The sequence below is a fragment of the Candidatus Pantoea rara genome, assembly GCF_051136265.1.
Classification (GTDB): domain Bacteria; phylum Pseudomonadota; class Gammaproteobacteria; order Enterobacterales; family Enterobacteriaceae; genus Pantoea; species Pantoea rara.
Genome location: NZ_CP194942.1, coordinates 1,249,651 through 1,270,955, shown reverse-complemented (window position 1 = coordinate 1,270,955; position 21,305 = coordinate 1,249,651). Strand labels below are relative to the sequence as shown.

Sequence of the window (21,305 nt, the reverse complement as noted above, 5' to 3'; positions counted from 1 at the left end):
CGCCCTTTTAAGTCCTGAAAGTGAATTAATCCGCGAGGAACAATGGTCCCATCGACGGCTGTGGTAACGCAAAGTGGGATGGGTAATCCACCGCCACCAGATACAACCCTTCCGCCCGGGCTGTGGCTGCGGCTAATGTCCGATCCTTCGCCGCCAGCAGCGTTGCCATCCATGACTCCGGCTTATTGCCGCAGCCTATCTCCATCAGGCTGCCCACGATATTGCGCACCATGTGGTGCACAAAGGCGTTGGCTTTGATATCCACAACCACGTAAGGGCCCTGACGCGTCACGTTGAGGTGAATCACGTTGCGCCACGGGGTACGCGACTGGCACTGCACCGCGCGGAATGAGGTGAAATCATTCTCGCCTAACAAACATTGCCCGGCGCGCTGCATCTTCTCCGCATCCAGAGGATGGTAGAAGTGCGTCACGCCCTGCGCCAGCACGGCAGGACGCAGACGCTGATTGTAGATCAGGTAGCGATAGCGTCGGGCCGTAGCGCTGAAGCGGGCATGAAATTCATCCGGTACCGCTTTCACCCAGCGCACTGCAATATCCGGCGGCAGGTTAGCGTTCACGCCCAGCGTCCAGGCACCATCAGGTCGCTGCGATGTCGTTTCGAAATGGACCACCTGCCCCGTTCCGTGAACGCCTGCATCGGTGCGGCCCGCACAAAAAATGCTGACCGGATGATCGGCGACTTTCGACAGCGCGCGCTCTACCTTCTCCTGCACGCTGCGGACTTCATTCTGACGCTGCCAGCCGTAGTAACGGCTACCGTCATACTCGATGCCGAGCGCCAGTTTTTGCGTCTGACCATCGGACATGGTTACAGATACTCCTGAACCAGTTTCTCAGCAGTTTTCACCGCCATCAGCGCGCCGCCAAAACGAATATTGTCCGCCACTGACCAGAACTGCAGCAACTCCGGAATACCGTAGTCGTTGCGTACCGCGCCAATGCTCAGCTCGCCGTTGCCTGAGGCATCCGTAACCGGCGTCGGCACTTCATCCTCTTCGCTCAGACGAATATCTGACGCCAGCGCCAGCTCAGCACGTGCTTCTTCCGCAGAGAGCGGGCGCAGGTTTTCAATGTGCACAATCTGCGCATTACCGTAGAACACCGGCGCCTGTACGCTGCTGACCGCAATCGGTAAGCCTTCGTCCTGCAGTACCTTACGCACCTGATCAATCAGACGGCGTTCGCTTTCAACGCTGCCTTCTGCATCGGCCTGTTGCGGCATCAGGTTAAACGCCAGCTGACGACCAAAATGGTGTTCATCGGCTGGAATACCATTCAGCAAGCGGGCACTTTCCCCGGCCAGCGCATCCACCGCCACTTTGCCGTAGCTGGAGACCGAAATCAGGTTAGTCACCTGTAAACGACTTAATCCGGCCGCATCCACCAGCGGTTTAATTGCGGTCAGAAGCTGGCTTACCAGATTGTCCGCTACGCTGATGATGTTGCGATTGCGATAATCTGCCAGCACCTGTGGGTTCACATCCGGCACCACCAGCGGCACATCGGGTTCCAGCGCAAACAGCTCGCTGCTGTCGATCACCAGACAACCGGCGTTGGCCGCTTCATCGGCAAACCGCGCCGAAGCATCACGGCCCGCCACGAAAAAGGCCAGCTGCGCCTGTGACCAGTCGAACGTTTCAGCATTTTCGACCCGCACCGAGCGGCCCTCGTAACGCTTGATTTCGCCCGCGCTGTTTTCACTGGCCAGCAAATATAATTCACCAACCGGGAACTGGCGTTCCGCCAGCAGTTCCAGTACAGCGTTCCCTACTGCGCCTGTCGCGCCAAGTAGCGCAATATTCCAGCCGTCAGACATGTTGGTTTACTCCAGACAATGACATAAAAACAGAAGGCGGTGATATTCACCGCCCAGGGATTCAGATTTATCCCCGTCGTCTTTCACGTTGCATCTTTGTTGGCTGCATTCACTCACCCGAATCACTTACCTGAGTAAGCTCATCGGGATTCGTTCTCTTGCCGCCTCAATGCAACCCGAAATCCAATGGGTATATCCCCCCAAAAACCGCCGTCATGCAGACATGCCAGCCTTGCGCGTCTTCCGTTCACTGAATGATTCAGTGCGGGAAACGGCGCCGGGACGACTGACCGGCAGCGCCCGTTATTTCGGGGAGATGATTGCGTTAAAGCCCAGCTTGTTCAGCATCTCAGCCGTTGTGGCGTCATCACATGTCACCTGCAGCGACGACCATTCGCGACGCTCCAGATACTGTTTGCGCAGGCGATCAAACTCGCCGGGTTTGGCCGCCACTTTACGCAGGGGGGCATCATCGCGGCGCACATCATACACCAGATGCGCCAGGCGTTTCAGCGTTGGCTGATCCAGCGGGCCATTCAGGGTGATTTCACTGAATTCCGGCACCGGCAGCAAGCTACTGAGCGGCACCTGCTGCGGCTGACCGATAAAGTCACACCAGGCTTCAAACACCTGAGTCGTGCCGCGTGCTTTGCCTTCCAGCGTGTAGCCCGCGATGTGTGGTGTGGCGATGTCGACCTTATCGAGCAGCGCCAGCGAGAGATCCGGCTCCGGCTCCCACACATCCAGCACGACACTGAGATCATGGCGCATTTTCAGCACCTCCAGCAGCGCGCTGTTGTCCACCACCGGGCCGCGACAGGCGTTAATCAGAATGGTGTTGGGTTTCAGCGCCATCAGCAGCGCCGCATCCGCCAGATGCCAGCTTTTATAGGGACCGTCTTTAAACAGCGGGGTATGGAACGTCAGAATATCAGCCTGCTCTGTCACGGCTTCCAGCGACAGGAAATCCCCCTCGTCACCGCGATCGGCGCGCGGCGGATCGCACAGCAGGGTTTTGATGCCCCAGGCTTCCAGCCGCTTTTGCAGCCGGCCGCCAACATTACCGACGCCGACAATGCCGACCGTGCGGTCACGCAGCGTAAAACCATCGCGTTCCGCCAGCAGCAGCAGCGCAGAGAAAACATATTCCACCACCGCAATGGCGTTGCAGCCAGGTGCGGCAGAGAACGCAATGCCTGCCTGCTGCAGCCAGTGTTCGTCGATATGATCGGTGCCCGCCGTCGCGGTTCCGACAAATTTCACCGGTTTTCCTGCCAGCAGCGCCTCATTGACCTGGGTGACTGAGCGCACCATCAGACCATCGGCATCGGTGAGTTCAGTCACCGGCAGCGGACGTCCCGGCACCGCGACCACGTCGCCAGTCCGGCTGAATAACTCGCGGGCATAAGGCATATTTTCATCGACCAGAATTTTCACTGCGGCTTTCCTGTCAGTTACCTATCAGGCGATTATTCTGGCACAAAGCGACGCGTTAGCCTAACCGTGCACGGTAGCGTTCGGGCGTCGTTCCCGCCTGTTGCTGGAACATCACAATCAGCGCCGAAGCGGAACTGTATCCCAGCTCATGGGCAATGCTCTGCACGCTTTCCCCCTGCTCCAGCAGCACGATGGCACGCAGAAACCGCAGCCGCTGCCGCCACTCGCCAAAGGTCATATGAAGCTGCTGCTGGCAGCGCCGCGCCAGCGTCCTTTCGGTCGTAAAGACCCGCGCCGCCCAGCCCGCGAGCGTGGTGTTGTCGCCTGGATGCGCTTCCAGCGCATGCAACACCGGCGCCAGAAACTTATCGTCAGAGGTGGGCAGATAGCTTTCCTGCACCTGCGCCAGCTGCAGGCGATCGCGCAGCACCTCGCACAGCCGCCACTGCGCATCCGTTTCCGGTTGCTCGATCTGCTGCTCAGCAAACGCATCCATGATGGCGTGAGCGATCGGATCGACCCGCAGCAGGCAGGCGCGCCGGGGTAAGTCGGCGCATAACGGGGCTGCCAGATTAAAGGTCCGGAACTGTGCCTGACGATGGTTATAGCTACTGTGAAGCTGACCGGGCGGGACCCAGACCGGAATATCTGCCGGGGTAAGCAATCGTTCACCCTCGACCTGCATCTCCAGTACGTGACTTTTCACCATGATCAGCTGGCCCCAGGCATGGGCATGCGGCAGATATTCGGTACGGGCATTGGCCTGTTCGTCACGCATAAAGTAGCGTAACTGCGGCGCATCCACCGGCGGCTGGTAGGTCACTTTCAGGGTCATTCTGTCCGCTCAACGACTCATTTTGTCCGATATTAACTATCTGGATAAATCCGGACAAGCGTACACTGCGCCTCATTAATGGCGTGTGGAGAGTCAGCATGTTTTTCCTGTATCCGCTCTTTGCGGTAATGATCTGGTCGATCAATTCAATTGTCAGCAAACTCTCGGCCAGTGCAATTGATCCCGCGGCGATCTCATTCTATCGCTGGCTGCTGGCGCTGCTGGTGCTGACGCCCTTTGTACTGCCGGGCGCGTGGCGCGCGCGTCAGGTCATTAAACCGCACCTCTGGCGTCTGGCGATCCTTGGCCTGCTCGGCATGGTGCTCTATCAGAGCCTGGCCTATTACGCGGCTCACAGCGTCAGCGCACTGTTTATGGGCATTATCGGCGCCCTGATCCCGCTGCTTACCGTGCTGCTGAGCGTGGTGATCCTGCGGATTGCGCCGACGCGCGGTATCCTGCTGGGGAGCATCATCTCCTTTGGCGGCCTGGTGTGGCTGGTCAGTGAGGGCAACGTGATGCAGCTGTTGAATCATGGAATGGGCAAAGGGGAGCTGATGATGCTGGCCGCCTCCACCTCTTACGCACTGTATGGCGTTCTGACCAAACGCTGGGGGCTGCCACTGCCGATCTGGCAAAGCCTCTATGTGCAGATTTTATTCGGCGTGCTGCTGTTACTGCCCGGCTTTTTACTGGCACCCGACGTCGCGCTCAACCGGCACAATCTGCCACTGGTCGCGTTTGCCGGACTGTTCGCCTCCATCATCGCTCCCTTTTTGTGGATCCACGGTGTGCAGCGTCTGGGAGCCAGCACCACCAGCATCTTTATGAATCTGACCCCGGTATTTACCGCGGTGATTGCGGTGCTGTTTTTGCATGAGCAACTGCACAGTTACCACTGGATTGGCGGCGGCCTGACGCTGGCCGGGGTCATTCTGGCGCAGCGGCTACGCACACCTTTAACCCAGCGTAAAGCGGTGAACCAATCACAGCCCTGAACAGCGGTCCCCGAGGAATGTGGCAGTGGCAGTGGCAGTAGCAGTAGAAAATGATCATGCTGTTGCGGAGGGGCAGTGAAGAAGGGCAGGCGACGTTTGCCACGGAAGCATAATTCTCCTGCCGAAACGCGTACGCCCCCGTGGGATTTCCCGGGGGCTTTTGCTATCATGGCCTATTCTTTTTCCGGCGCACCCCACGCTGTTCTGTTTTCCCAAGGAATCCGCCATGCAACCTCTCAGCGGCCCCGGTGCGCCGGTCGATCGTTCATCTGTCAATCCACAAACCGGCGTCACGCGCCAGGGTTCTGTGGCTGGTGAACAGCCGCTTTCTCCTGCGCAGCGCACGACGTTAGAACGTCTGATCGTGCGTATTTCGTCGCTCAGCAATCTTAAGGCACCTGAATTGTGGGCGGGCGTCCGTCATGAAGTAGGCGTAAAAAGTGAAGCGGAGCTGCAGTCGCGCCATTTTCCGGCAGCAGAACAGTATCTGAATAATCGCCTCACGCAGACGCAGAACGGACATGCGACACGCCAGCTGATGACCCAGCTCACCGATTTGTTGCCAAAAGGCAATAACCGCCAGGCCGTCAGTGATTTCATCCGTCAGCAGTTTGGTCAGACCGTACTGAGCGCGCTGAGCCAGGATCAGCTGCGCCAGGTGCTGACAATGCTGCAGAACGGGCAAATGACGATTCCTCAGCCGCAGCAGATCCGCGTCAGTGACCGCACGCTGTTGCCTGCCGAGCACCATACGCTGAATCAGCAGGTGGTCCGCCTTGCCGCCGCTACCGGCGAGTCCACCGGTAAGCTCTGGACGGCTGCGCTGAAACTGGTGAATCTGACCAGCGGCGATCCGATCCCGTCGCGCCACTTCCCGCTGCTGACCCAGTATCTCCAGGTGCGCCAGACGCTGAGTCAGCACAGCGCTCCGACGCTCCATTTGCTTGAAGCCTCGCTGAAACAGCCGCTTGATCAGCAGGAGCGGCAGCAGCTGGAGGATTACAGTCAGCAGCGTTTCCAGGCTACACCGCTGACGGTGCTGACTGTGACTCAGACCCAGGATCTGCTGAACTTCCTGTTCAGCCGTCGCGCTGATCGGGCAGAAAAAATTCTCGAGCAGCCGCTGGCGCCCAGCGAGCTCAGACCGCAGCCGATCTGGTCGCCGTTTGTCGCGTCACTGCCGCCTGCAGTTCAGCCTCTGGCACAGCGTCCCCTGCTGGGTTTCTTTATCGTTCTGGTTGCCATCACCCTGATACTTTGGCTGGTACTCTGAGTTAACAGCCACAGGATGCTTTGGGCGCGGCGAGGGGCCATTCGCCCGGTGCATCACCCCAGGTCAGCGGATGACCGTCACGTTTCCAGAAATCCAGCCCGCCAATTAATTCCTTTACCTGAAACCCCAGCGATGCCAGCTTCAGGGCCGCTTTCGTCGAGCCGTTACAGCCAATACCGTCACAATAAGTGACATACACTTTGCTGCGGTCAAGCCGGGCCGTCGTGGTGGCGTCCATCCCGCGATGTGGAAAGTTTATTGCGCTGCAGATATGCCCGGCGCGATAAGCCTCCGGCGCACGCGCATCGATCACGACAATTTCCGTAAGCTGCTGCCCCAGGTCTTCCGCGAGATCCCAGGCGTCGGTGTAATAAGCGAGTTTCGCCTGCAGATAGTCGAGGCTTTGCTGCGGTGTGGCGGCGGGAATGCGTAAAACCGATGACATAACAATTCTCCTGTTGTGGTGAGTTCGCAGTTTACGGCAAAGTGGACTGCTTACTGAGACCCATTCCTCGTCAGGTATAAGACCCATATGTCTTCACCGCTATTACAACTCTTCCAGCATCAGGCCAGTGGCGGCGTGCGTGAGCGGCTCTGCTCTACTCTGCGACTGGCGATTAACCGTCACTATCTGCACGCCGATCAGCAGTTACCCTCCAGCCGACAGCTGGCGCAGGATCTGCATCTGTCACGCGTTACGGTGGAAGCAGCCTACGGCCAGCTTGAGAGTGAAGGCTATCTGCGACGCGAGACCGGACGCGGTACCTTTGTCGCTATCAGCATCCCCGCCAGCCCCTCAACCTTACCGGCCCGGCCTCAGCCCGCCCGCTTTTCGGCGCGGGGCTTGCAGGTGCTGGCAACCGGTGGCTGTCAGGATCCTCCTTTTCCCCATGCGTTCGCTGCAGGTTCACCCGAGTTACGCGCTTTTCCTCATGATACCTGGCGACGTCTCAGCAGCAGCGTACAGCGTTCACTGGGCAGCGCCGCCATGGGCTATGGCGATCCCGGCGGCTATCTGCCGTTACGCAGCGCACTTGCTGATTATCTGGCGCTCTCACGGGGCGTAGCGTGCCAGCCGGAGCAGGTGATCATTCTGACCAGCTCGCAACAGGCACTGCAGTTACTGGCCATGATGTTTGTCGATCCTGGTGATGACGTGTGGATGGAGGAGCCCGGCTATCCTGGTGCGCGTAATGCCTTTCTGGCCGCAGGGGCGAAGGTGCAAGGGATTACGGTCGATACCGAAGGTGCGCTTCCTGCGAGTGGCAGTGCAAAGCTGATGTATCTGACGCCCTCGCATCATTATCCTACCGGCGTCACGCTGAGTCTGTCCCGGCGTCTGGCATGGCTCGCCTGGGCGCAGCACAACCAGAGCTGGCTGATCGAAGATGATTACGACAGCGAATTTCACTATGACGAGCGTCCGATTCCGGCGCTGCAGGGACTGGATCGTCATCAGCGGGTCATCACGCTGGGTACCTTCTCGAAGTCGCTGTTTCCCTCCCTGCGGCTGGCCTGGATGGTGGTGCCGCCAGCGCTGATCACGCCCATAGGTCAGGCGCGCAGTGTGCTGGACGGGCACAGCGCTCTGCTTCCGCAGGCTGTCACTGCCGCCTTTCTGCAGCAGGGACACTTTGCCAGCCATCTGCGGCTGATGCGTCAGCTCTATCGAAGCCGTCGGGATCGGTTGCTCGCGCAGATTGAGCAGCGGCTTTCGCCGTGGATCACGCCAATACCCAGCGGCGGCGGATTACAGCTCACGGTGAAATTGCAGCAGGATGAAGCGCGCTTAACCGCGCTGGCGGCACAAGAAGGTCTGCTATTACCCCGTCTCAGCCCGCTCTATGCCGGACCTGCGTCTCAGCAAGGCTGAATGCTGGGCTTCGCCGCGCTGACGCCTGACGAGATTGTGGCAGGATGCGATAAGTTGCTGCGGCTACTGCAGCGGGAAAGTTAATACCGACAGGTAAATGCGGTAACGCAGATGGGCTGTAAAAACAAAAAGGGCCGGCAAGCCGGCCCTTCAGAGTGCTGACGTAATGATTACGCCTGATATTTACGCATGGTCAGCGTGGCATTGGTGCCGCCAAAACCAAAGCTGTTAGACATCACGGTGGTCAGCTCTTTTTCCATCGGCGCAGTGACGATGTTCATACCGGTTGCGGCAGCGTCCAGCGAGGTGATGTTGATGCTTGGCGCGATAAAGCCATGCTCCAGCATCAGCAGCGAGTAAATCGCTTCCTGCACACCCGCGGCACCCAGCGAGTGGCCGGTCATCGCTTTGGTAGCTGAGATGTGTGGCGTGTTATCGCCAAACACTTCACGAATCGCACCCAGCTCTTTCACATCGCCCACCGGGGTAGAGGTTCCATGGCTGTTCAGATAGTCGATAGGTGTATCGACACCGTGCATTGCCATCTTCATGCAGCGCACTGCACCTTCCCCTGAGGGTGCAACCATGTCTGCACCGTCAGAAGTTGCACCGTAACCAACGATTTCGGCATAGATGTGCGCACCACGTGCCAGCGCATGTTCCAGCTCTTCAACTACCACCATGCCACCGCCACCTGCGATAACAAAACCGTCGCGCTCATTGTCATAAGTGCGGGACGCTTTTTCTGGGGTGTCGTTGTAACGGGTAGAGAGCGCGCCCATGGCGTCGAACTCACAGGCCATTTCCCAGCACAGCTCTTCGCCGCCGCCCGCAAAAACGATATCCTGCTTGCCGAGCTGAATCTGCTCAACGGCATTACCGATACAGTGCGCCGAGGTGGCACAGGCAGAGCTAATCGAATAGTTTACGCCATGAATTTTGAACGGCGTGGCGAGGCAGGCAGAAACACCCGAAGCCATCGCTTTGGTGACCACGTAAGGGCCAACCGCTTTCAGGCCGCGTGGGCTGCGCATTGCATCAGCACCAAACACCTGGAAACGTGGAGAACCACCGCCTGAACCTGCAATCAGACCCACACGTGGGTTGCTCTGATACATTTCATTGGTGAGGCCGGAATCTTTAATCGCTTCTTCCATGGAAAGATAAGCATAGATGGACGCATCACTCATAAAACGCACAACTTTGCGATCGATGAGGCCGGTGGTATCTAATTTAACGTTACCCCAGACGTGACTACGCATGCCGGAATCTTTCATCTCTTCAGAAAAGGTGATGCCAGAGCGTCCTTCACGCAGAGATGACAGCACCTCCTGCTGGTTATTACCAATACTGGAAACGATCCCTAAGCCAGTAATCACAGCACGTTTCATTCAATCTTCCTCATCCACTTCTTCTTAATTGGCATGCACTCTAGCGTACACTTGTACGCCGAACAAGTCCGATCTGCTATTTCCTTTTGTAAATTTGCGTCATGTCACGTGGGTCGCTAGAATCGCGCCACTGCCTGAAAAACGAGCCTTTACCGTGAAATTAACACCGGTTGAACATGCGCAGCTAAACTGGAATGAACAGGGTACACCTGTTTCCCGAGCGTTTGGCGACGTCTATTTCTCTAATGACAATGGTCTGGAAGAGACACGCTATGTCTTCCTTGGCGGCAACGGTTTTCCCCAGCGTTTTGCCGGGCATCCGCGCGATCTGCTGATTGTGGCGGAAAGCGGTTTTGGCACCGGCCTCAATTTTCTGACGCTGTGGCAGGCATTCGATGCCTTTCAGCGCGAACAGCCCGATGCCACTTTAAAACGTCTGCATTTCATCAGCTTTGAGAAATTTCCGTTAACTCGTGACGACCTGGCGGCAGCGCAGCAGCACTGGCCTGAACTGGCCCCCTGGGCCGAAGCACTGCAGGCGCAATGGCCCGCTGCCCTGCCCGGCTGTCAGCGACTGCTGTTTGACGGCGGTCGCATCACGCTCGACCTGTGGCTGGGCGATATTAACCTGCTGATGGGACAGCTTGATGACAGCCTGAATCGTCAGGTGGATGCCTGGTTCCTGGATGGTTTTGCGCCCTCGAAGAACCCGGACATGTGGACGCCAGAGCTGTTCGGCATGATGGCAAAACTGGCGCGCCCGCAGGGAACTTTCGCGACCTTTACTGCCGCAGGTATTGTCCGGCGCGGCCTGCAACAGGCGGGCTTTGCAGTCATCCGCCGCAAAGGGTTTGGCCCGAAGCGCGAAATGTTATGCGGGCCGTTGCAGGATGCGCCGCCCTTACCCGGCACGCAGCCCTGGTATCATCGTCAATCTGCACAGCAGCGCGACGTTGCCCTGATTGGTGGCGGTGTTGCCAGTGCCACGCTGGCGCTGGCGCTGCTGCGCCGCGGCTGGCGGGTCACGCTTTACTGCGCTGATGACGCGCCCGCCCTGGGCGCGTCCGGCAATCGTCAGGGAGCGCTCTATCCGCTGCTCAACCAGCATGATCCGGCGCTTGCCACCTTTTTCCCGGCAGCCTTTAGCTTTGCCCGACGACTCTACGATCAGTTAACCGTAACCTATGAGCATCACTGGAGCGGTGTGCTGCAGCTGGGCTGGGATGAGAAAAGCCGTAAGAAGATTGATCAGATGCTGGCGATGGGCCTGCCTGAATCTATCGCCCATGGCGTCGATACGATAGAGGCTGAGAGGCTGGCGAATGTCGAACACGGCTGCGGCGGCATTTTCTACCCGCAGGGGGGCTGGCTCTCACCGGCCGAGCTGACTACTGCGATGCTGACGCATGCCGAAACCCAGGGATTGCGTATCCACTGGCTGCACCGCGTAAGCGAGCTGTCCCGGGATGATGATCTCTGGACGCTGACGTTCAGCGATCGTCCGGCAGTCCGTCATGCAACGGTGGTACTGGCAAATGGCCATGCGATTGCCGACTTTGCGCAGAGCGCCCCGCTGCCAACCTATCCGGTGGCTGGTCAGGTGAGCCATGTTCCCTCGACACCGGGCCTCGACGCACTGCAAACCGTACTCTGTTACGACGGCTATCTGACGCCAGCCAGCCCGCAGTCTGGCACCCACTGCATTGGCGCCAGCTATCATCGTGGCGATACTGCAACCGCTTATCGGGAGGACGACCAGCAGGAGAACCGCAGCCGCCTGGTACATTGTCTGCCTGACAGCCCGTGGGCAGAGTCGGTAGATGTCAGCGACGGTGAAGCAAGAATGGGTGTACGCTGCGCCACGCGGGATCATCTGCCGATGGTCGGGAGCGTGCCCGATTATAACGCTACGCTTATGCAGTACGCCGATTTACCGGCTGAGCGGCTCGCAGGTCATGACATCCCGGACGCACCTGATCTTGCGGGCCTGTATCTGTTTGGGGCGCTGGGATCGCGCGGCCTGTGCAGTGCACCGCTGGCGGCCGAAGTTCTGGCTGCTCAACTGACGGGCGAACCGCAGCCTCTGGATGCCAGTACACTGGCAGCGCTCAATCCGAATCGTTACTGGGTGAGGAAATTACTGAAGGGAAAAGCGGTTTAGCGGATGCTGAGGGCGGCACGCCGCCCTGTAGCGTTATGCGGAGAGCTGGCGTGCCTGAACAAACAGGTTATCCCACATCCCGACCACCAATGCCTGATCGCGCGGTGAGAGTTCCCCGGCAGCAATGGCATTCTGCAGGCTGCGGGAGACCTGAATCTGCAGCGCTTCTGGCGTATGTTCGCCCAGTTGCTCCACTTCAGCGACCGCCAGGGTCAGATGTCCGCGCAGATAACCGCTGGCGAACAGTTCATCGTCACTGGCATGCTCGACCATGTCGTCAATCAGGGCCAGAATACGCGCTTCAAATTCTGCGATCATCTCAATTCCTCTTTTTAATAATGCCTTCCTGCATCACAGATCGTCCGGCCAGGGAAACTGCGACGCGGTTAAAGAAGGCCTGCCATAAAATTCCGCCAGGGCGGTAATAAAACGCGCGGGACGGTCGGGAATGCCCGACGTCAGATAGCTCATAACCTGAGCATGTACTTTACGCTGGAACGCAATGCGATCCGGCTCACAATCTCCGTCGAGATTGTCACAACTCACGTTGAAGGGAAAGCCTGCCGCCGTACAAAACATCCACTCCAGCGCCTGAGGCTTTACTTCCACCGCTTCAAACTGGCTCTGAGTCAGCGCATCGCGGCCATCCGGACAGTACCAGTAGCCAAAATCGACCCGTTTACGGCGGGCTTCACCAGCAATGCACCAGTGAGAGATTTCGTGCAGAGCGCTGGCGTAAAAGCCGTGGGCGAAGACCACGCGGTTCCACGGGGACTCTGCATCAGCAGGAAGATAGATCGGTTCATCATCGCCTTTGATTAGACGGGTCTGAAATTCATCGCTGAAACAGCGATCAAACAGCGTGATCAGCTGTTCATAATGATGAGTCGGGTTCATGACGGTATCACGTTTTAGGTTACGAATGCAGCGTGGCCAGCCAGGCCAGAACGTCGCTGCCGTGGCTATCCCACAGTAATTTAATGCTCATGACGGCAGAGACAATCACCACCATCGGGCGGATCAGTTTCTGTCCGCGGCTCAGCACCAGCCGGGCCCCCAGACGTGCACCGCAGAAAGCGCCGAGCATCATGACAAGGCCAGTTCCCCACACCACTTTGCCGCCAAAAATAAAGAACAGCAGGCTGCCAAGGTTTGAGGTGAAGTTGAGCACCTTGGCATGGGCGGTCGCTTTGGCCAGGTTATAGCCGCAGAGCGTAACGAAAGCCAGCGCATAAAAAGAGCCTGCGCCCGGTCCGAAAAATCCGTCGTAGAATCCCACTGCTCCGCCGCCGACCAGCGCATAGGCCAGGCCGTGCAGGCGTCGCGCCTGATCGACTTCACCCAGGCGCGGCATCAGCAGGAACCACAAGCCAATAGCGATTAAAAACAGCGGCAGCATCTGGCGCAGGAAATCCGCCTGCAGGCGCTGAATCAGTATCGCGCCCAGCACCGATCCCAGCAGCGTCATGGCGATGTTGAGCCACTGTTCATTCAGGTTGACTGCACCACGCCGGACAAAGTAGAGACTGGCGGAAAACGATCCGCCTACCGATTGCAGTTTATTCGTCGCCAGCGCCTGAGCCGGAGAGAGGCCCGCAGCCAGCAACGAAGGTACCGTAAGTAATCCCCCGCCACCCGCGATTGAATCAATGAAACCGGCGAGCATGGCGATTGAAAACAGCAGCCCAACCAGCAGCGGGCTGACCACAAACCAATCCATGGGATCCCTTACAGTAAATGTTTATCCAGCAGGGCCTGACAGGCAGGCGGTAACGGCGGTGGCTCACGTTTCACCGGCGCGCCAGAACCCGGTTGTTTCGGCAGGAACCAGCTCTGCAGTTCGGCGCCACAGCCATCGCCCGGAGGCGGTGCGGGCTGATCTTCACAACCGATACTGCCGGCCGGGCAGCGCAGCCGCACATGCATATGGGCACGATGAGCAAACCACGGGCGCACTTTACGCAGCCAGTCACGATCGTTGCCCGCATCGGCACAAAGCTGCTTTTTAATCGCCGGATTGACGAAGATGCGCGTCACATCGTCATCTTTCGCCGCCAGTTTGATCAGGCTGTCGATTTCCGGCTGCCAGTGGCGCGCAATAACATTTTTATCGCCCGGCCCCACCAGATCAAGCGGCTGCGGCTTCAGCAACTGCTGCGCACTCCAGCGGGTTTTTGGCAGTTGCAGCCAGATATCCACATCCAGTCCGGTCTGATGACTGGCGTGACCGCTGCTGAAACGCCCGCCAGCTGCCATGCCCATGTCACCAATCAGCACGTTACCCAGTTGCAGATTATGCACCTGGGTGCTGAGCCGCTGAATAAACTGAATCAGATCGGGATGGCCAAAGTAACGCCGCTGATCCTGACGCATCACCTGATAGTAAGGTGAATTCAGCGGCAGCGACTGCGCACCAACAATACAGCCGTTGGCAAAGCCACCGATGGACTGCGGTGTGCCGCTGATTGGCTGCTGAATATTCTGCCACGGCGTCGCCGCCAGGCTGGAGGCGCTGATCAGCAGCGCACTCAGGGTAAGGAGAAGCGCCTTCATCCCATCACCAGCGCGGCACGGAGCTGTTAACGTCACCGTTCTGCGCCCGCTGGCGCAGCAGATGATCCATCAGGACGATCGCCATCATCGCCTCCGCGATCGGCACGGCACGGATCCCCACGCAGGGATCGTGGCGACCTTTTGTGATCATCTCCACTTCTTCGCCGTCGCGGGTAATGGTTTTGCCCGGCACGGTGATGCTGGAGGTCGGTTTCATCGCCACATTGGCGCTGATGGTCTGGCCGCTGCTGATGCCGCCCAGAATACCGCCCGCGTGGTTGCTCTGGAAACCATCGTGGCGGATCTCGTCACGGTGCTGGCTACCACGCTGGTTAACCACCGCAAAACCGTCACCGATTTCAACGCCTTTCACGGCATTAATGCTCATCAGCGCGTGTGCCAGATCGGCATCCAGTCGATCGAAGACCGGCTCGCCCAGGCCTGGCGGCACGTTCTCAGCCATGACAGTGACTTTAGCCCCAATGGAGTCGCCCTCTTTTTTCAGGCCGCGCATCAGCTCATCCAGCGCTTCCAGCTTGTCAGCATCCGGGCAGAAAAACGGGTTCTCTTCTACAATGCTCCAGTCTTTCAGCTCGCAGGCGATATCACCAATCTGTGACAGATAGCCGCGCACGACGACCCCGTGTTTCATTTGCAGATATTTCTTGGCAATGGCACCGGCTGCCACGCGCATCGCGGTCTCGCGCGCCGACGAGCGGCCACCGCCACGGTAGTCGCGCTGACCATATTTCTGCTCATAGGTGTAATCAGCATGGCCCGGACGGAACAGATCTTTGATCGCGCCGTAATCCTGCGAGCGCTGATCGGTGTTCTCAATCAGCAGGCCAATCGAGGTGCCGGTGGTTACCCCCTCAAACACACCGGACAAAATTTTCACCTGATCCGGCTCGCGGCGCTGGGTGGTATAGCGCGATGTGCCAGGACGACGGCGATCGAGATCATGCTGAATATCGGCTTCGGTCAGCGGGATACCTGGCGGTACGCCGTCAACGATGCAGCCCAGCGCAAGACCGTGGGACTCGCCAAAGGTGGTTACTCGAAAAAATTGCCCGATGCTGTTTCCGGCCATGCTGTTTCCTTCTCAGGGTTTGGCGGGCGATGCTTCGCCCCACTTTTAGTCTTTATAAAAAGAGAAATGGTGTTGTGCGTCGACAATCTGCTGGCGCGTCAGCGTAAAGACGCCGTCACCGCCGTTGTCGAATTCCAGCCAGGTAAAGGGCACATCGGGATACTGCTCGATCATGTGCACCATGCTGTTGCCCACTTCGCAGACCAGGACGCCCTGCTCACTGAGATAATCCGGTGCACAGGCCAGAATACGGCGCACCAGCTTCAGGCCATCGCTGCCTGCCGCCAGACCCAGCTCAGGTTCGTGGCGATATTCGTTTGGCAGATCATCCATGTCTTCCGCATCAACATACGGCGGATTCGTGACGATCAGATCGTATTTCAGCTGTGGCAGTTCGCGGAACAGGTCAGCACGAATCGGCGTCACCTGATGAATCAATCCATGCTCTTCAATGTTTTGCTCGGCGACGGCCAGCGCACCGGTGGAGATATCCACGGCGTCCACTTCCGCTTCCGGGAAGGCATAGGCGCAGGCAATCGCAATGCAGCCACTGCCGGTACACATATCAAGGATATGACGGGGCGGCGTGCTGACCAGACCGGCAAAGCGGTTCTCAATCAGTTCGCCAATCGGTGAGCGTGGCACCAGCACGCGCTCATCCACAAAGAATTCGTGGCCGCAGAACCAGGCTTTATTGGTCAGATAGGCGACCGGAATGCGTTCGTTGACGCGACGGATAACGCGCTCAACGATCAGCAGACGTTCGCTGGCGGTCAGACGCGCACTGCGCATATCTTCCGGAATATCCAGCGGCAGCCAGAGTGACGGCAGGACCAGTTGAACGGCTTCGTCCCAGGGATTATCTGTGCCATGTCCGTACCAGATTCCGGCAGCGGAAAAGCGGCTGACCGCCCAGCGCAGCATGTCCTGAATGGTGTGCAGTTCATTCACTGCCTCATCGACGAAAATTTTGTCCACGTAGCCCTCCGCAGGCCTTTTGCTAAATCGGCCAGTAGTGTGCCATGAAGCCGGGGAGAATTCAGCGCAGCGAGGTGAAAAAGCTGACATTTAATGACACTTAACGGTAAGGTAGCGGCTCTGCTGTGTGACAGCCTTTTCTGATATGACTGACCTGCCATGAGTAAAAAAACGCCACTAAGCCCGGATGATCAAGCGCTATTTCGCCAGTTAATGACGGGAACGCGGCAATTAAAACAGGACACCTTTGTCCACAAAGCGCCGGTGAAAACCCGCCAGATCCCGGTAAAGCGTCTGCTTTCAGAGCAGGCGGATAATAGTCACTACTTTTCGGATGAGTTTCAGCCGCTGCTCTCAACCGAAGGCGCTACCCGTTACGTACGCGCCGATGTCAGCCACTTTGAACTGAAAAAATTACGTCGAGGCGACTATACGCCGGAAATTTTCCTCGATCTGCACGGTTTAACGCAGCAGCAGGCCAAGCAGGAACTGGGGGCATTGATCGCCGCCTGCCGCCGTGAACATCTGTTCTGCGCGAGCGTTATGACCGGTCATGGAAAGCATATCCTGAAACAGCAGACGCCGCTGTGGCTGGCCCAGCATCCGTGGGTGATGGCTTTTCATCAGGCACCAAAGATGTTTGGCGGTGACGCCGCGCTGTTAGTTTTGATTGAGATTGAGGAGTGGCAACCGCCTGAGTTGCCTTAGGAGAGGGGCCGGAATAATCGGCCCACAGATGTCAGATTGCTTTAGCCAGTTTTTTGGGACTGACCTGCCACAGCAGTTTACCGGCACTTGCCGCGGGATCGAATTCCACGCAGGCAATAGCGGAAGTGGCAAACATTGGCGGTGCTTCCTGCGGGCACAGTTCCGAGACTAAATACCCCACCAACGGCAGATGTGAGATCACCAGAGCCGATTTCACGCCTTCATTCGCCAGGGCCTGCAGATAGCACCCCACCATTTCAGCATCGCCGCCCGGCGTTAACTCCGGCAGAACGTCCTGGCCCTCCGGCAGGGGAAAAGCTTCACGCACGGTTGCCAGCGTTTGCTGCGCGCGTAAATAGGGACTCACCAGAACTCGCTCAATGTCCGGCGTCTGACTGTTAAGCCAGTTGGCCATCTGACGTGATTCATTACAGCCACATAAGGTCAAAGGCCTGACTGAATCACTGGCTGCTTCCAGAGCCGCATCGCCGTGACGCATGATAAAAACTTGCATAAAGCACCGCTGTTGTTTGTCGACATCGCCCGACGCGTAGCGCCTGACTCTTCACTCTGCGAATGAACGCTGTGTTTTACCCTAATGGCTTCAGTATAGTCAACCGGTTGTTTATTAAATAAGCACTTCTCAGAATCATGCTGCGCCGCACACTCTGGCAGACTTTTTCTAAGCCGCTGAATCGGATTGGTTATTCCATTTTCAGCAGAAATGTAAAATTTCGTCTATTTTTTGGCCACCTCAATCAGCGCTTCACAGGGAGCAAAACGTTCCCCATGTTGCTGCGTAAGCCGGGTTAATCTGTTGACGACGTCTGCCGCCCCCAGTTTGTCGATGTAGTGGAATGGACCGCCCAAAAATGGCGGAAAACCGATGCCAAACACCGCACCGATATCGCCATCGCGCGCGCAGCGAATCACCTGCTCATCAAGACAGCGGGCCGCCTCATTCAGCATCATCATTACGCAGCGTTCAGCAATCTGCGCTTCACTCTGCCTGGCCTGCGGCGTGATCCTCAGCAATGTGTACAACGAAGCGTCAGGTTTTTTACGCTGCCAGCGCGGCTGGTCATAGCGATAAAAGCCTTTGCTGTTTTTACGCCCCTTGCGGCCATCTTTCAGTACCGCATCAAAAGCGGCTGGCGCGGCAAAGCGTTCGCCATAGGCCTGATGGAGTATGGGACTGATTTTGCTGCCGACGTCAATGCCGACCTCATCCAGTAGCTGAATCGGGCCGACCGGAAAACCAAACTTCACCAGCGCCCGATCAATATGGTCAATTGGCTCGCCCTCCAGCAGGCAACGCATCGCTTCATTTATATAGGGCGTCAGAATGCGGTTAACATAGAAACCCGGCTTGTCCGCCACCACAATCGGGGTTTTGCCCTGGCTGCGCGCCAGCGCCACAGTCGTCACCACCGTTGCGGTGGAGGTGTTCATATGGGGAATGACCTCCACCAGCGGCATTTTATCGACCGGACTGAAATAGTGCAGGCCGATGACGTTTTCCGGACGCTGCGCTTTGGCGGCGATTTCCTCAATCGGCAACGAAGAGGTGTTCGAGGCAAACAGCGTGTGCGGCTGACAGTGTGCCTCCACTTCGCTGACCATCTGCTGCTTCAGGGCTAAGTCTTCGAATACGGCTTCAATCACGACGTCGCGCTGTGAAAAGCCCTGATAATCTGTCCCGCCTGTGATACGTGCCATCTGCTGCTGCCGCTGTGTCGGCGTCAGCTGACGTCGTCTGACCTTTTTGCTCAGCAGTTCCCAGCTGCTTTTGAGCGCATGGTTTACCCCTTCCAGGCTGATATCTTTGATGCGTACCGGCAAGCCCGCGTTGATTGCGGTGACGCTGGCGATGCCGCCGCCCATCAGGCCACCGCCGAGAATAGCGACGCTCTTAATTGTGGCGGGTTCCGCTTCACCGCCCCGCTCCTTTTTCATCGCTGTAGTGGCGAAAAAGATCCCGCGTAGCGCAACCGATTCTGGCGTCATCGCCAGTTCACCGAAGGCACGCGCTTCAGCGTCGTGTCCGGCCCGGCTTCCCTGTTCCAGACCAGTGCGCACCACCTCAATAATGCGATTTGCTGCCGGATAGTTACCCTGTGTTTTGGCGGCTGTCTGACGGGTCGCCAGCGCAAACAGTGCCTGACGACCTACCGGACCGTGCAGCAGACGATCGCGCAGCGGCAGCGTTCTTCCACTGACCTTGCCCTTTTTCACCCGGGCGATGGCGGTCTCCAGAAGAATCGCCTGCGGCACCGCGTCATCCACTACACCCAGCTTACGCGCCTGTTTAGCCCGCAGCGTTTTGCCGGTCAGAATCAGCGGCAGCGCCTGCTGCACACCGATTAAGCGTGGCAGCCGCTGAGTGCCGCCAGAGCCTGGCAGCAAGCCGAGCTGCACCTCCGGCAGTCCCAGCCGGGTTTTCTCATCCAGCGAGCAGATACGTGCATCACAGGCCAGCACCAGCTCCAGCCCGCCACCCAGACAGGCACCGTGGATAGCCGCAACCACCGGGAAAGGCAGCGCATCGATCGCAGCCATCACTTCCTGACCCTGCTTTGCCAGCGCTTCGGCTTCCTGCGCACTCTGACAGCGATCGATCATACTGATGTCCGCGCCAGCGATGAAGTTGTCCGGTTTGCCGGAGATCAACACCAGACCCGCCAGCTGCGGGTCGCGCCGCGCCTCCGCAATGATGTCGGTGATCTGCGCAGCAAATTCCGCTTTCAGGGTGTTCATCTTCTCGCCAGGGACATCGATCGTAATAATGCCGACGTGATCCAGTCGCATCTTCAGATGAAACGCATTTTGCTCCATTATTCGGCCTCCAGAATCATTGCCGCACCCAGACCACCTGCTGCGCAGGCGGTGACCAGTCCTAACCCGCCACCGCGACGGCGTAATTCATTCAGCGTCTGGGTGATCATGCGCGCGCCCGTGGCGGCAAAAGGATGACCATAGGCTATTGAACCGCCCAGCACGTTAAAGCGCTCTTCATTCACTTCACCCAGCGCATGCGGACGATTCAGCACCTCGCGGGCAAAGCGCTCGTCGCGAAACATGTGCAGATTGCTCAGCGTCTGGGCGGCAAACGCTTCATGCATATCGATCAGCGTCAGATCGGCCAGGGTCACGCCAGCGCGATCCAGTGCCAGCGGTGAAGCGTACGCCGGGCCCAGCAGCATATCCTGTTGCACCCCAATCGCGGTAAAGGCATAGCTGCGCAGATAACCCAGCGGTCTGATACCCAGTTCGCGGGCACGGCCTTCACGCATCAGAATCACGGCAGCCGCGCCGTCGGTGAGTGGCGTACTGTTGGCCGCAGTGACACTACCGTGCTGGCGATCAAACGCCGGACGCAGTCGGGCGTAATCCTCCGCTTTGGCGTCTATGCGGACGTTATTGTCCTGATCGATAGCGGTTTTCCACGGCGGCACAAAGGCTGCCATCACTTCCTGATTCAGTACGCCGGATTGCCAGGCTCTGGCGGCATGTTGATGGGAGCGCAGCGCCAGCGCATCCTGTGCCTCACGGGTGATGCCGTGACTCTTGGCCATCTGCTCTGCCGTATCGCCCATGCGCAGGCCGGTCGAATACTCCGCCACTGCGGGTGGCACTGGCAGCAGATCGCGCGGGCGCAGACGTCGCAGGATGTGCAATTTCTGCCCAAAACTGCGGGCTTTGTTGAGATCCACCAGCGCGCGAGCCAGCGTTTTACTGACGCCGATTGGCAGCACTGAAGAGGAGTCCGCGCCGCCGGCCATGCCCGCAGAGATGGTGCCCGCCATCAGGCTTTCTGCCACATTCGCTACCGCCTGAAAACTGGTAGCGCAGGCACGGCTGACGCTGTAAGCGTCGGTGTTCACACTCAGTCCGCTGCTTAATACAATTTCACGCGCAATGTTCGGTGCTTCCGGCATCTGCACGACCTGACCAAAGACCAGTTGCTCGATCACCTCAGCAGGAAGTTCACTGCGCGCCATTAATTCGCTGACCACCATACGTCCCAGCTCAATGGCGGGAATGCCATGAAAGCCGGTCGCCTGGCGCAAGAAAGGGGTGCGTAACCCGTGGGTTATTGCGATGCGTTCACCATCACGCGTCAGCAGCGGCTGCGCTTTGCTCATTGTTCTCACCTGTGGCTGGGACTG

The 21,305-nt window shown here is 58.1% G+C and carries 19 protein-coding genes and 1 pseudogene; 5 read left to right on the top strand and 15 right to left on the bottom strand.

The window, feature by feature from the left end:
• Positions 1 to 25 precede the first annotated feature (25 nt).
• The 4 genes from truA to ACR8BF_RS06160 all read right to left on the bottom strand — a co-directional run bounded on the left by truA (position 26) and on the right by ACR8BF_RS06160 (position 4,111).
• Positions 26 to 829 (bottom strand): tRNA pseudouridine(38-40) synthase TruA, encoded by an 804-nt coding sequence (gene truA / locus ACR8BF_RS06175; RefSeq protein ID WP_179895201.1) that lies wholly within the window; start codon positions 827 to 829, stop codon positions 26 to 28.
• Between the two features lie 2 nt (positions 830 to 831).
• Positions 832 to 1,839 (bottom strand): aspartate-semialdehyde dehydrogenase, encoded by a 1,008-nt coding sequence (locus ACR8BF_RS06170; RefSeq protein WP_136199010.1) that lies wholly within the window; start codon positions 1,837 to 1,839, stop codon positions 832 to 834.
• 303 nt (positions 1,840 to 2,142) lie between these two features.
• Positions 2,143 to 3,276 carry a 4-phosphoerythronate dehydrogenase PdxB gene (pdxB, locus tag ACR8BF_RS06165; RefSeq protein WP_434745725.1) on the bottom strand — a complete coding sequence of 378 codons (1,134 nt, stop codon included), beginning with the start codon at positions 3,274 to 3,276 and terminating at the stop codon, positions 2,143 to 2,145.
• Between the two features lie 55 nt (positions 3,277 to 3,331).
• Positions 3,332 to 4,111, bottom strand: coding sequence for an AraC family transcriptional regulator (locus ACR8BF_RS06160; protein ID WP_179895199.1), 780 nt, complete (start codon positions 4,109 to 4,111; stop codon positions 3,332 to 3,334).
• Between the two features lie 98 nt (positions 4,112 to 4,209).
• Here ACR8BF_RS06160 and ACR8BF_RS06155 point away from each other — a divergent pair, with 98 nt between their 5' ends.
• Both ACR8BF_RS06155 and flk read left to right on the top strand, forming a co-directional pair.
• The gene (locus tag ACR8BF_RS06155; RefSeq protein WP_434745724.1) at positions 4,210 to 5,109 is read left to right on the top strand and encodes a DMT family transporter; all 900 of its coding nucleotides are present in this window, start codon (positions 4,210 to 4,212) and stop codon (positions 5,107 to 5,109) included.
• Between the two features lie 226 nt (positions 5,110 to 5,335).
• Positions 5,336 to 6,382, top strand: coding sequence for a flagella biosynthesis regulator Flk (gene flk, locus ACR8BF_RS06150; protein ID WP_292992090.1), 1,047 nt, complete (start codon positions 5,336 to 5,338; stop codon positions 6,380 to 6,382).
• Position 6,383: 1 nt separating this feature from the next.
• Here flk and ACR8BF_RS06145 read toward each other — a convergent pair whose 3' ends face one another.
• Complete coding sequence (locus tag ACR8BF_RS06145; RefSeq protein WP_292992088.1) at positions 6,384 to 6,827, bottom strand: rhodanese-like domain-containing protein; 444 nt, start codon at positions 6,825 to 6,827, stop codon at positions 6,384 to 6,386.
• A gap of 87 nt (positions 6,828 to 6,914) precedes the next feature.
• Between ACR8BF_RS06145 and ACR8BF_RS06140 the strand changes: the two are divergent.
• A pseudogene (locus ACR8BF_RS06140) lies at positions 6,915 to 8,339 on the top strand (PLP-dependent aminotransferase family protein).
• 86 nt (positions 8,340 to 8,425) lie between these two features.
• Here the strand turns inward: ACR8BF_RS06140 and fabB are convergent.
• Positions 8,426 to 9,646: a beta-ketoacyl-ACP synthase I gene (fabB, locus tag ACR8BF_RS06135; protein ID WP_179895191.1), complete on the bottom strand. Its 1,221-nt coding sequence runs from the start codon at positions 9,644 to 9,646 to the stop codon at positions 8,426 to 8,428.
• A gap of 154 nt (positions 9,647 to 9,800) precedes the next feature.
• Between fabB and mnmC the strand changes: the two genes are divergently transcribed.
• On the top strand, positions 9,801 to 11,807 hold the full coding sequence (gene mnmC, locus ACR8BF_RS06130) for a bifunctional tRNA (5-methylaminomethyl-2-thiouridine)(34)-methyltransferase MnmD/FAD-dependent 5-carboxymethylaminomethyl-2-thiouridine(34) oxidoreductase MnmC (RefSeq protein WP_434745723.1): 2,007 nt from the start codon (positions 9,801 to 9,803) through the stop codon (positions 11,805 to 11,807).
• Positions 11,808 to 11,840: 33 nt separating this feature from the next.
• On the opposite strand, the gene ACR8BF_RS06125 is transcribed toward mnmC, so the two are convergent.
• Genes ACR8BF_RS06125 through prmB form a run of 6 tightly spaced genes read right to left on the bottom strand, consistent with a single transcriptional unit; the run spans position 11,841 to position 16,428 of the window.
• Positions 11,841 to 12,125, bottom strand: a complete 285-nt coding sequence (locus ACR8BF_RS06125; RefSeq protein ID WP_003854283.1) for a YfcL family protein — start codon at positions 12,123 to 12,125, stop codon at positions 11,841 to 11,843.
• Positions 12,126 to 12,158: 33 nt separating this feature from the next.
• Entirely contained in the window at positions 12,159 to 12,704 is a 546-nt protein-coding gene (locus ACR8BF_RS06120; RefSeq protein ID WP_292992080.1) for an elongation factor P hydroxylase, read from the bottom strand.
• 19 nt (positions 12,705 to 12,723) lie between these two features.
• Entirely contained in the window at positions 12,724 to 13,527 is an 804-nt protein-coding gene (locus ACR8BF_RS06115) for a sulfite exporter TauE/SafE family protein (protein WP_179895189.1), read from the bottom strand.
• 8 nt (positions 13,528 to 13,535) lie between these two features.
• Positions 13,536 to 14,360: a penicillin-insensitive murein endopeptidase gene (mepA, locus tag ACR8BF_RS06110; RefSeq protein ID WP_434745722.1), complete on the bottom strand. Its 825-nt coding sequence runs from the start codon at positions 14,358 to 14,360 to the stop codon at positions 13,536 to 13,538.
• A 4-nt stretch (positions 14,361 to 14,364) separates the two neighbouring features.
• On the bottom strand, positions 14,365 to 15,450 hold the full coding sequence (gene aroC / locus ACR8BF_RS06105; RefSeq protein WP_136198655.1) for a chorismate synthase: 1,086 nt from the start codon (positions 15,448 to 15,450) through the stop codon (positions 14,365 to 14,367).
• Positions 15,451 to 15,495: 45 nt separating this feature from the next.
• Positions 15,496 to 16,428, bottom strand: a complete 933-nt coding sequence (gene prmB / locus ACR8BF_RS06100; RefSeq protein ID WP_033783751.1) for a 50S ribosomal protein L3 N(5)-glutamine methyltransferase — start codon at positions 16,426 to 16,428, stop codon at positions 15,496 to 15,498.
• A gap of 159 nt (positions 16,429 to 16,587) precedes the next feature.
• Between prmB and smrB the strand changes: the two genes are divergently transcribed.
• The gene (smrB, locus tag ACR8BF_RS06095) at positions 16,588 to 17,136 is read left to right on the top strand and encodes an endonuclease SmrB (RefSeq protein WP_031590577.1); all 549 of its coding nucleotides are present in this window, start codon (positions 16,588 to 16,590) and stop codon (positions 17,134 to 17,136) included.
• A gap of 31 nt (positions 17,137 to 17,167) precedes the next feature.
• On the opposite strand, the gene sixA is transcribed toward smrB, so the two are convergent.
• The 3 genes from sixA to fadI form a co-directional block, all read right to left on the bottom strand.
• Positions 17,168 to 17,650, bottom strand: a complete 483-nt coding sequence (sixA, locus tag ACR8BF_RS06090; RefSeq protein WP_179895187.1) for a phosphohistidine phosphatase SixA — start codon at positions 17,648 to 17,650, stop codon at positions 17,168 to 17,170.
• Positions 17,651 to 17,874: 224 nt separating this feature from the next.
• Complete coding sequence (fadJ, locus tag ACR8BF_RS06085) at positions 17,875 to 19,971, bottom strand: fatty acid oxidation complex subunit alpha FadJ (protein WP_434745721.1); 2,097 nt, start codon at positions 19,969 to 19,971, stop codon at positions 17,875 to 17,877.
• A complete protein-coding gene (fadI, locus tag ACR8BF_RS06080; RefSeq protein WP_313698002.1) occupies positions 19,971 to 21,281 on the bottom strand; it encodes an acetyl-CoA C-acyltransferase FadI in 1,311 nt (436 codons plus the stop codon). Before fadI ends, fadJ begins: the two co-directional genes overlap by 1 nt.
• Positions 21,282 to 21,305: the final 24 nt, after the last annotated feature.

What these genes read in the sequence shown, in the direction of transcription:
- sixA (WP_179895187.1), bottom strand. Translation starts at nt 17,650, where the DNA reads ATGCAAGTTTTTATCATGCGTCACGGCGATGCGGCTCTGGAAGCAGCC.
- smrB (WP_031590577.1), top strand. Translation starts at nt 16,588, where the DNA reads ATGAGTAAAAAAACGCCACTAAGCCCGGATGATCAAGCGCTATTTCGC.
- ACR8BF_RS06145 (WP_292992088.1), bottom strand. Translation starts at nt 6,827, where the DNA reads ATGTCATCGGTTTTACGCATTCCCGCCGCCACACCGCAGCAAAGCCTC.
- fabB (WP_179895191.1), bottom strand. Translation starts at nt 9,646, where the DNA reads ATGAAACGTGCTGTGATTACTGGCTTAGGGATCGTTTCCAGTATTGGT.
- ACR8BF_RS06155 (WP_434745724.1), top strand. Translation starts at nt 4,210, where the DNA reads ATGTTTTTCCTGTATCCGCTCTTTGCGGTAATGATCTGGTCGATCAAT.
- ACR8BF_RS06160 (WP_179895199.1), bottom strand. Translation starts at nt 4,111, where the DNA reads ATGACCCTGAAAGTGACCTACCAGCCGCCGGTGGATGCGCCGCAGTTA.
- ACR8BF_RS06170 (WP_136199010.1), bottom strand. Translation starts at nt 1,839, where the DNA reads ATGTCTGACGGCTGGAATATTGCGCTACTTGGCGCGACAGGCGCAGTA.
- ACR8BF_RS06125 (WP_003854283.1), bottom strand. Translation starts at nt 12,125, where the DNA reads ATGATCGCAGAATTTGAAGCGCGTATTCTGGCCCTGATTGACGACATG.
- ACR8BF_RS06115 (WP_179895189.1), bottom strand. Translation starts at nt 13,527, where the DNA reads ATGGATTGGTTTGTGGTCAGCCCGCTGCTGGTTGGGCTGCTGTTTTCA.
- flk (WP_292992090.1), top strand. Translation starts at nt 5,336, where the DNA reads ATGCAACCTCTCAGCGGCCCCGGTGCGCCGGTCGATCGTTCATCTGTC.
- fadI (WP_313698002.1), bottom strand. Translation starts at nt 21,281, where the DNA reads ATGAGCAAAGCGCAGCCGCTGCTGACGCGTGATGGTGAACGCATCGCA.
- aroC (WP_136198655.1), bottom strand. Translation starts at nt 15,450, where the DNA reads ATGGCCGGAAACAGCATCGGGCAATTTTTTCGAGTAACCACCTTTGGC.
- ACR8BF_RS06120 (WP_292992080.1), bottom strand. Translation starts at nt 12,704, where the DNA reads ATGAACCCGACTCATCATTATGAACAGCTGATCACGCTGTTTGATCGC.
- mepA (WP_434745722.1), bottom strand. Translation starts at nt 14,360, where the DNA reads ATGAAGGCGCTTCTCCTTACCCTGAGTGCGCTGCTGATCAGCGCCTCC.
- fadJ (WP_434745721.1), bottom strand. Translation starts at nt 19,971, where the DNA reads ATGGAGCAAAATGCGTTTCATCTGAAGATGCGACTGGATCACGTCGGC.
- truA (WP_179895201.1), bottom strand. Translation starts at nt 829, where the DNA reads ATGTCCGATGGTCAGACGCAAAAACTGGCGCTCGGCATCGAGTATGAC.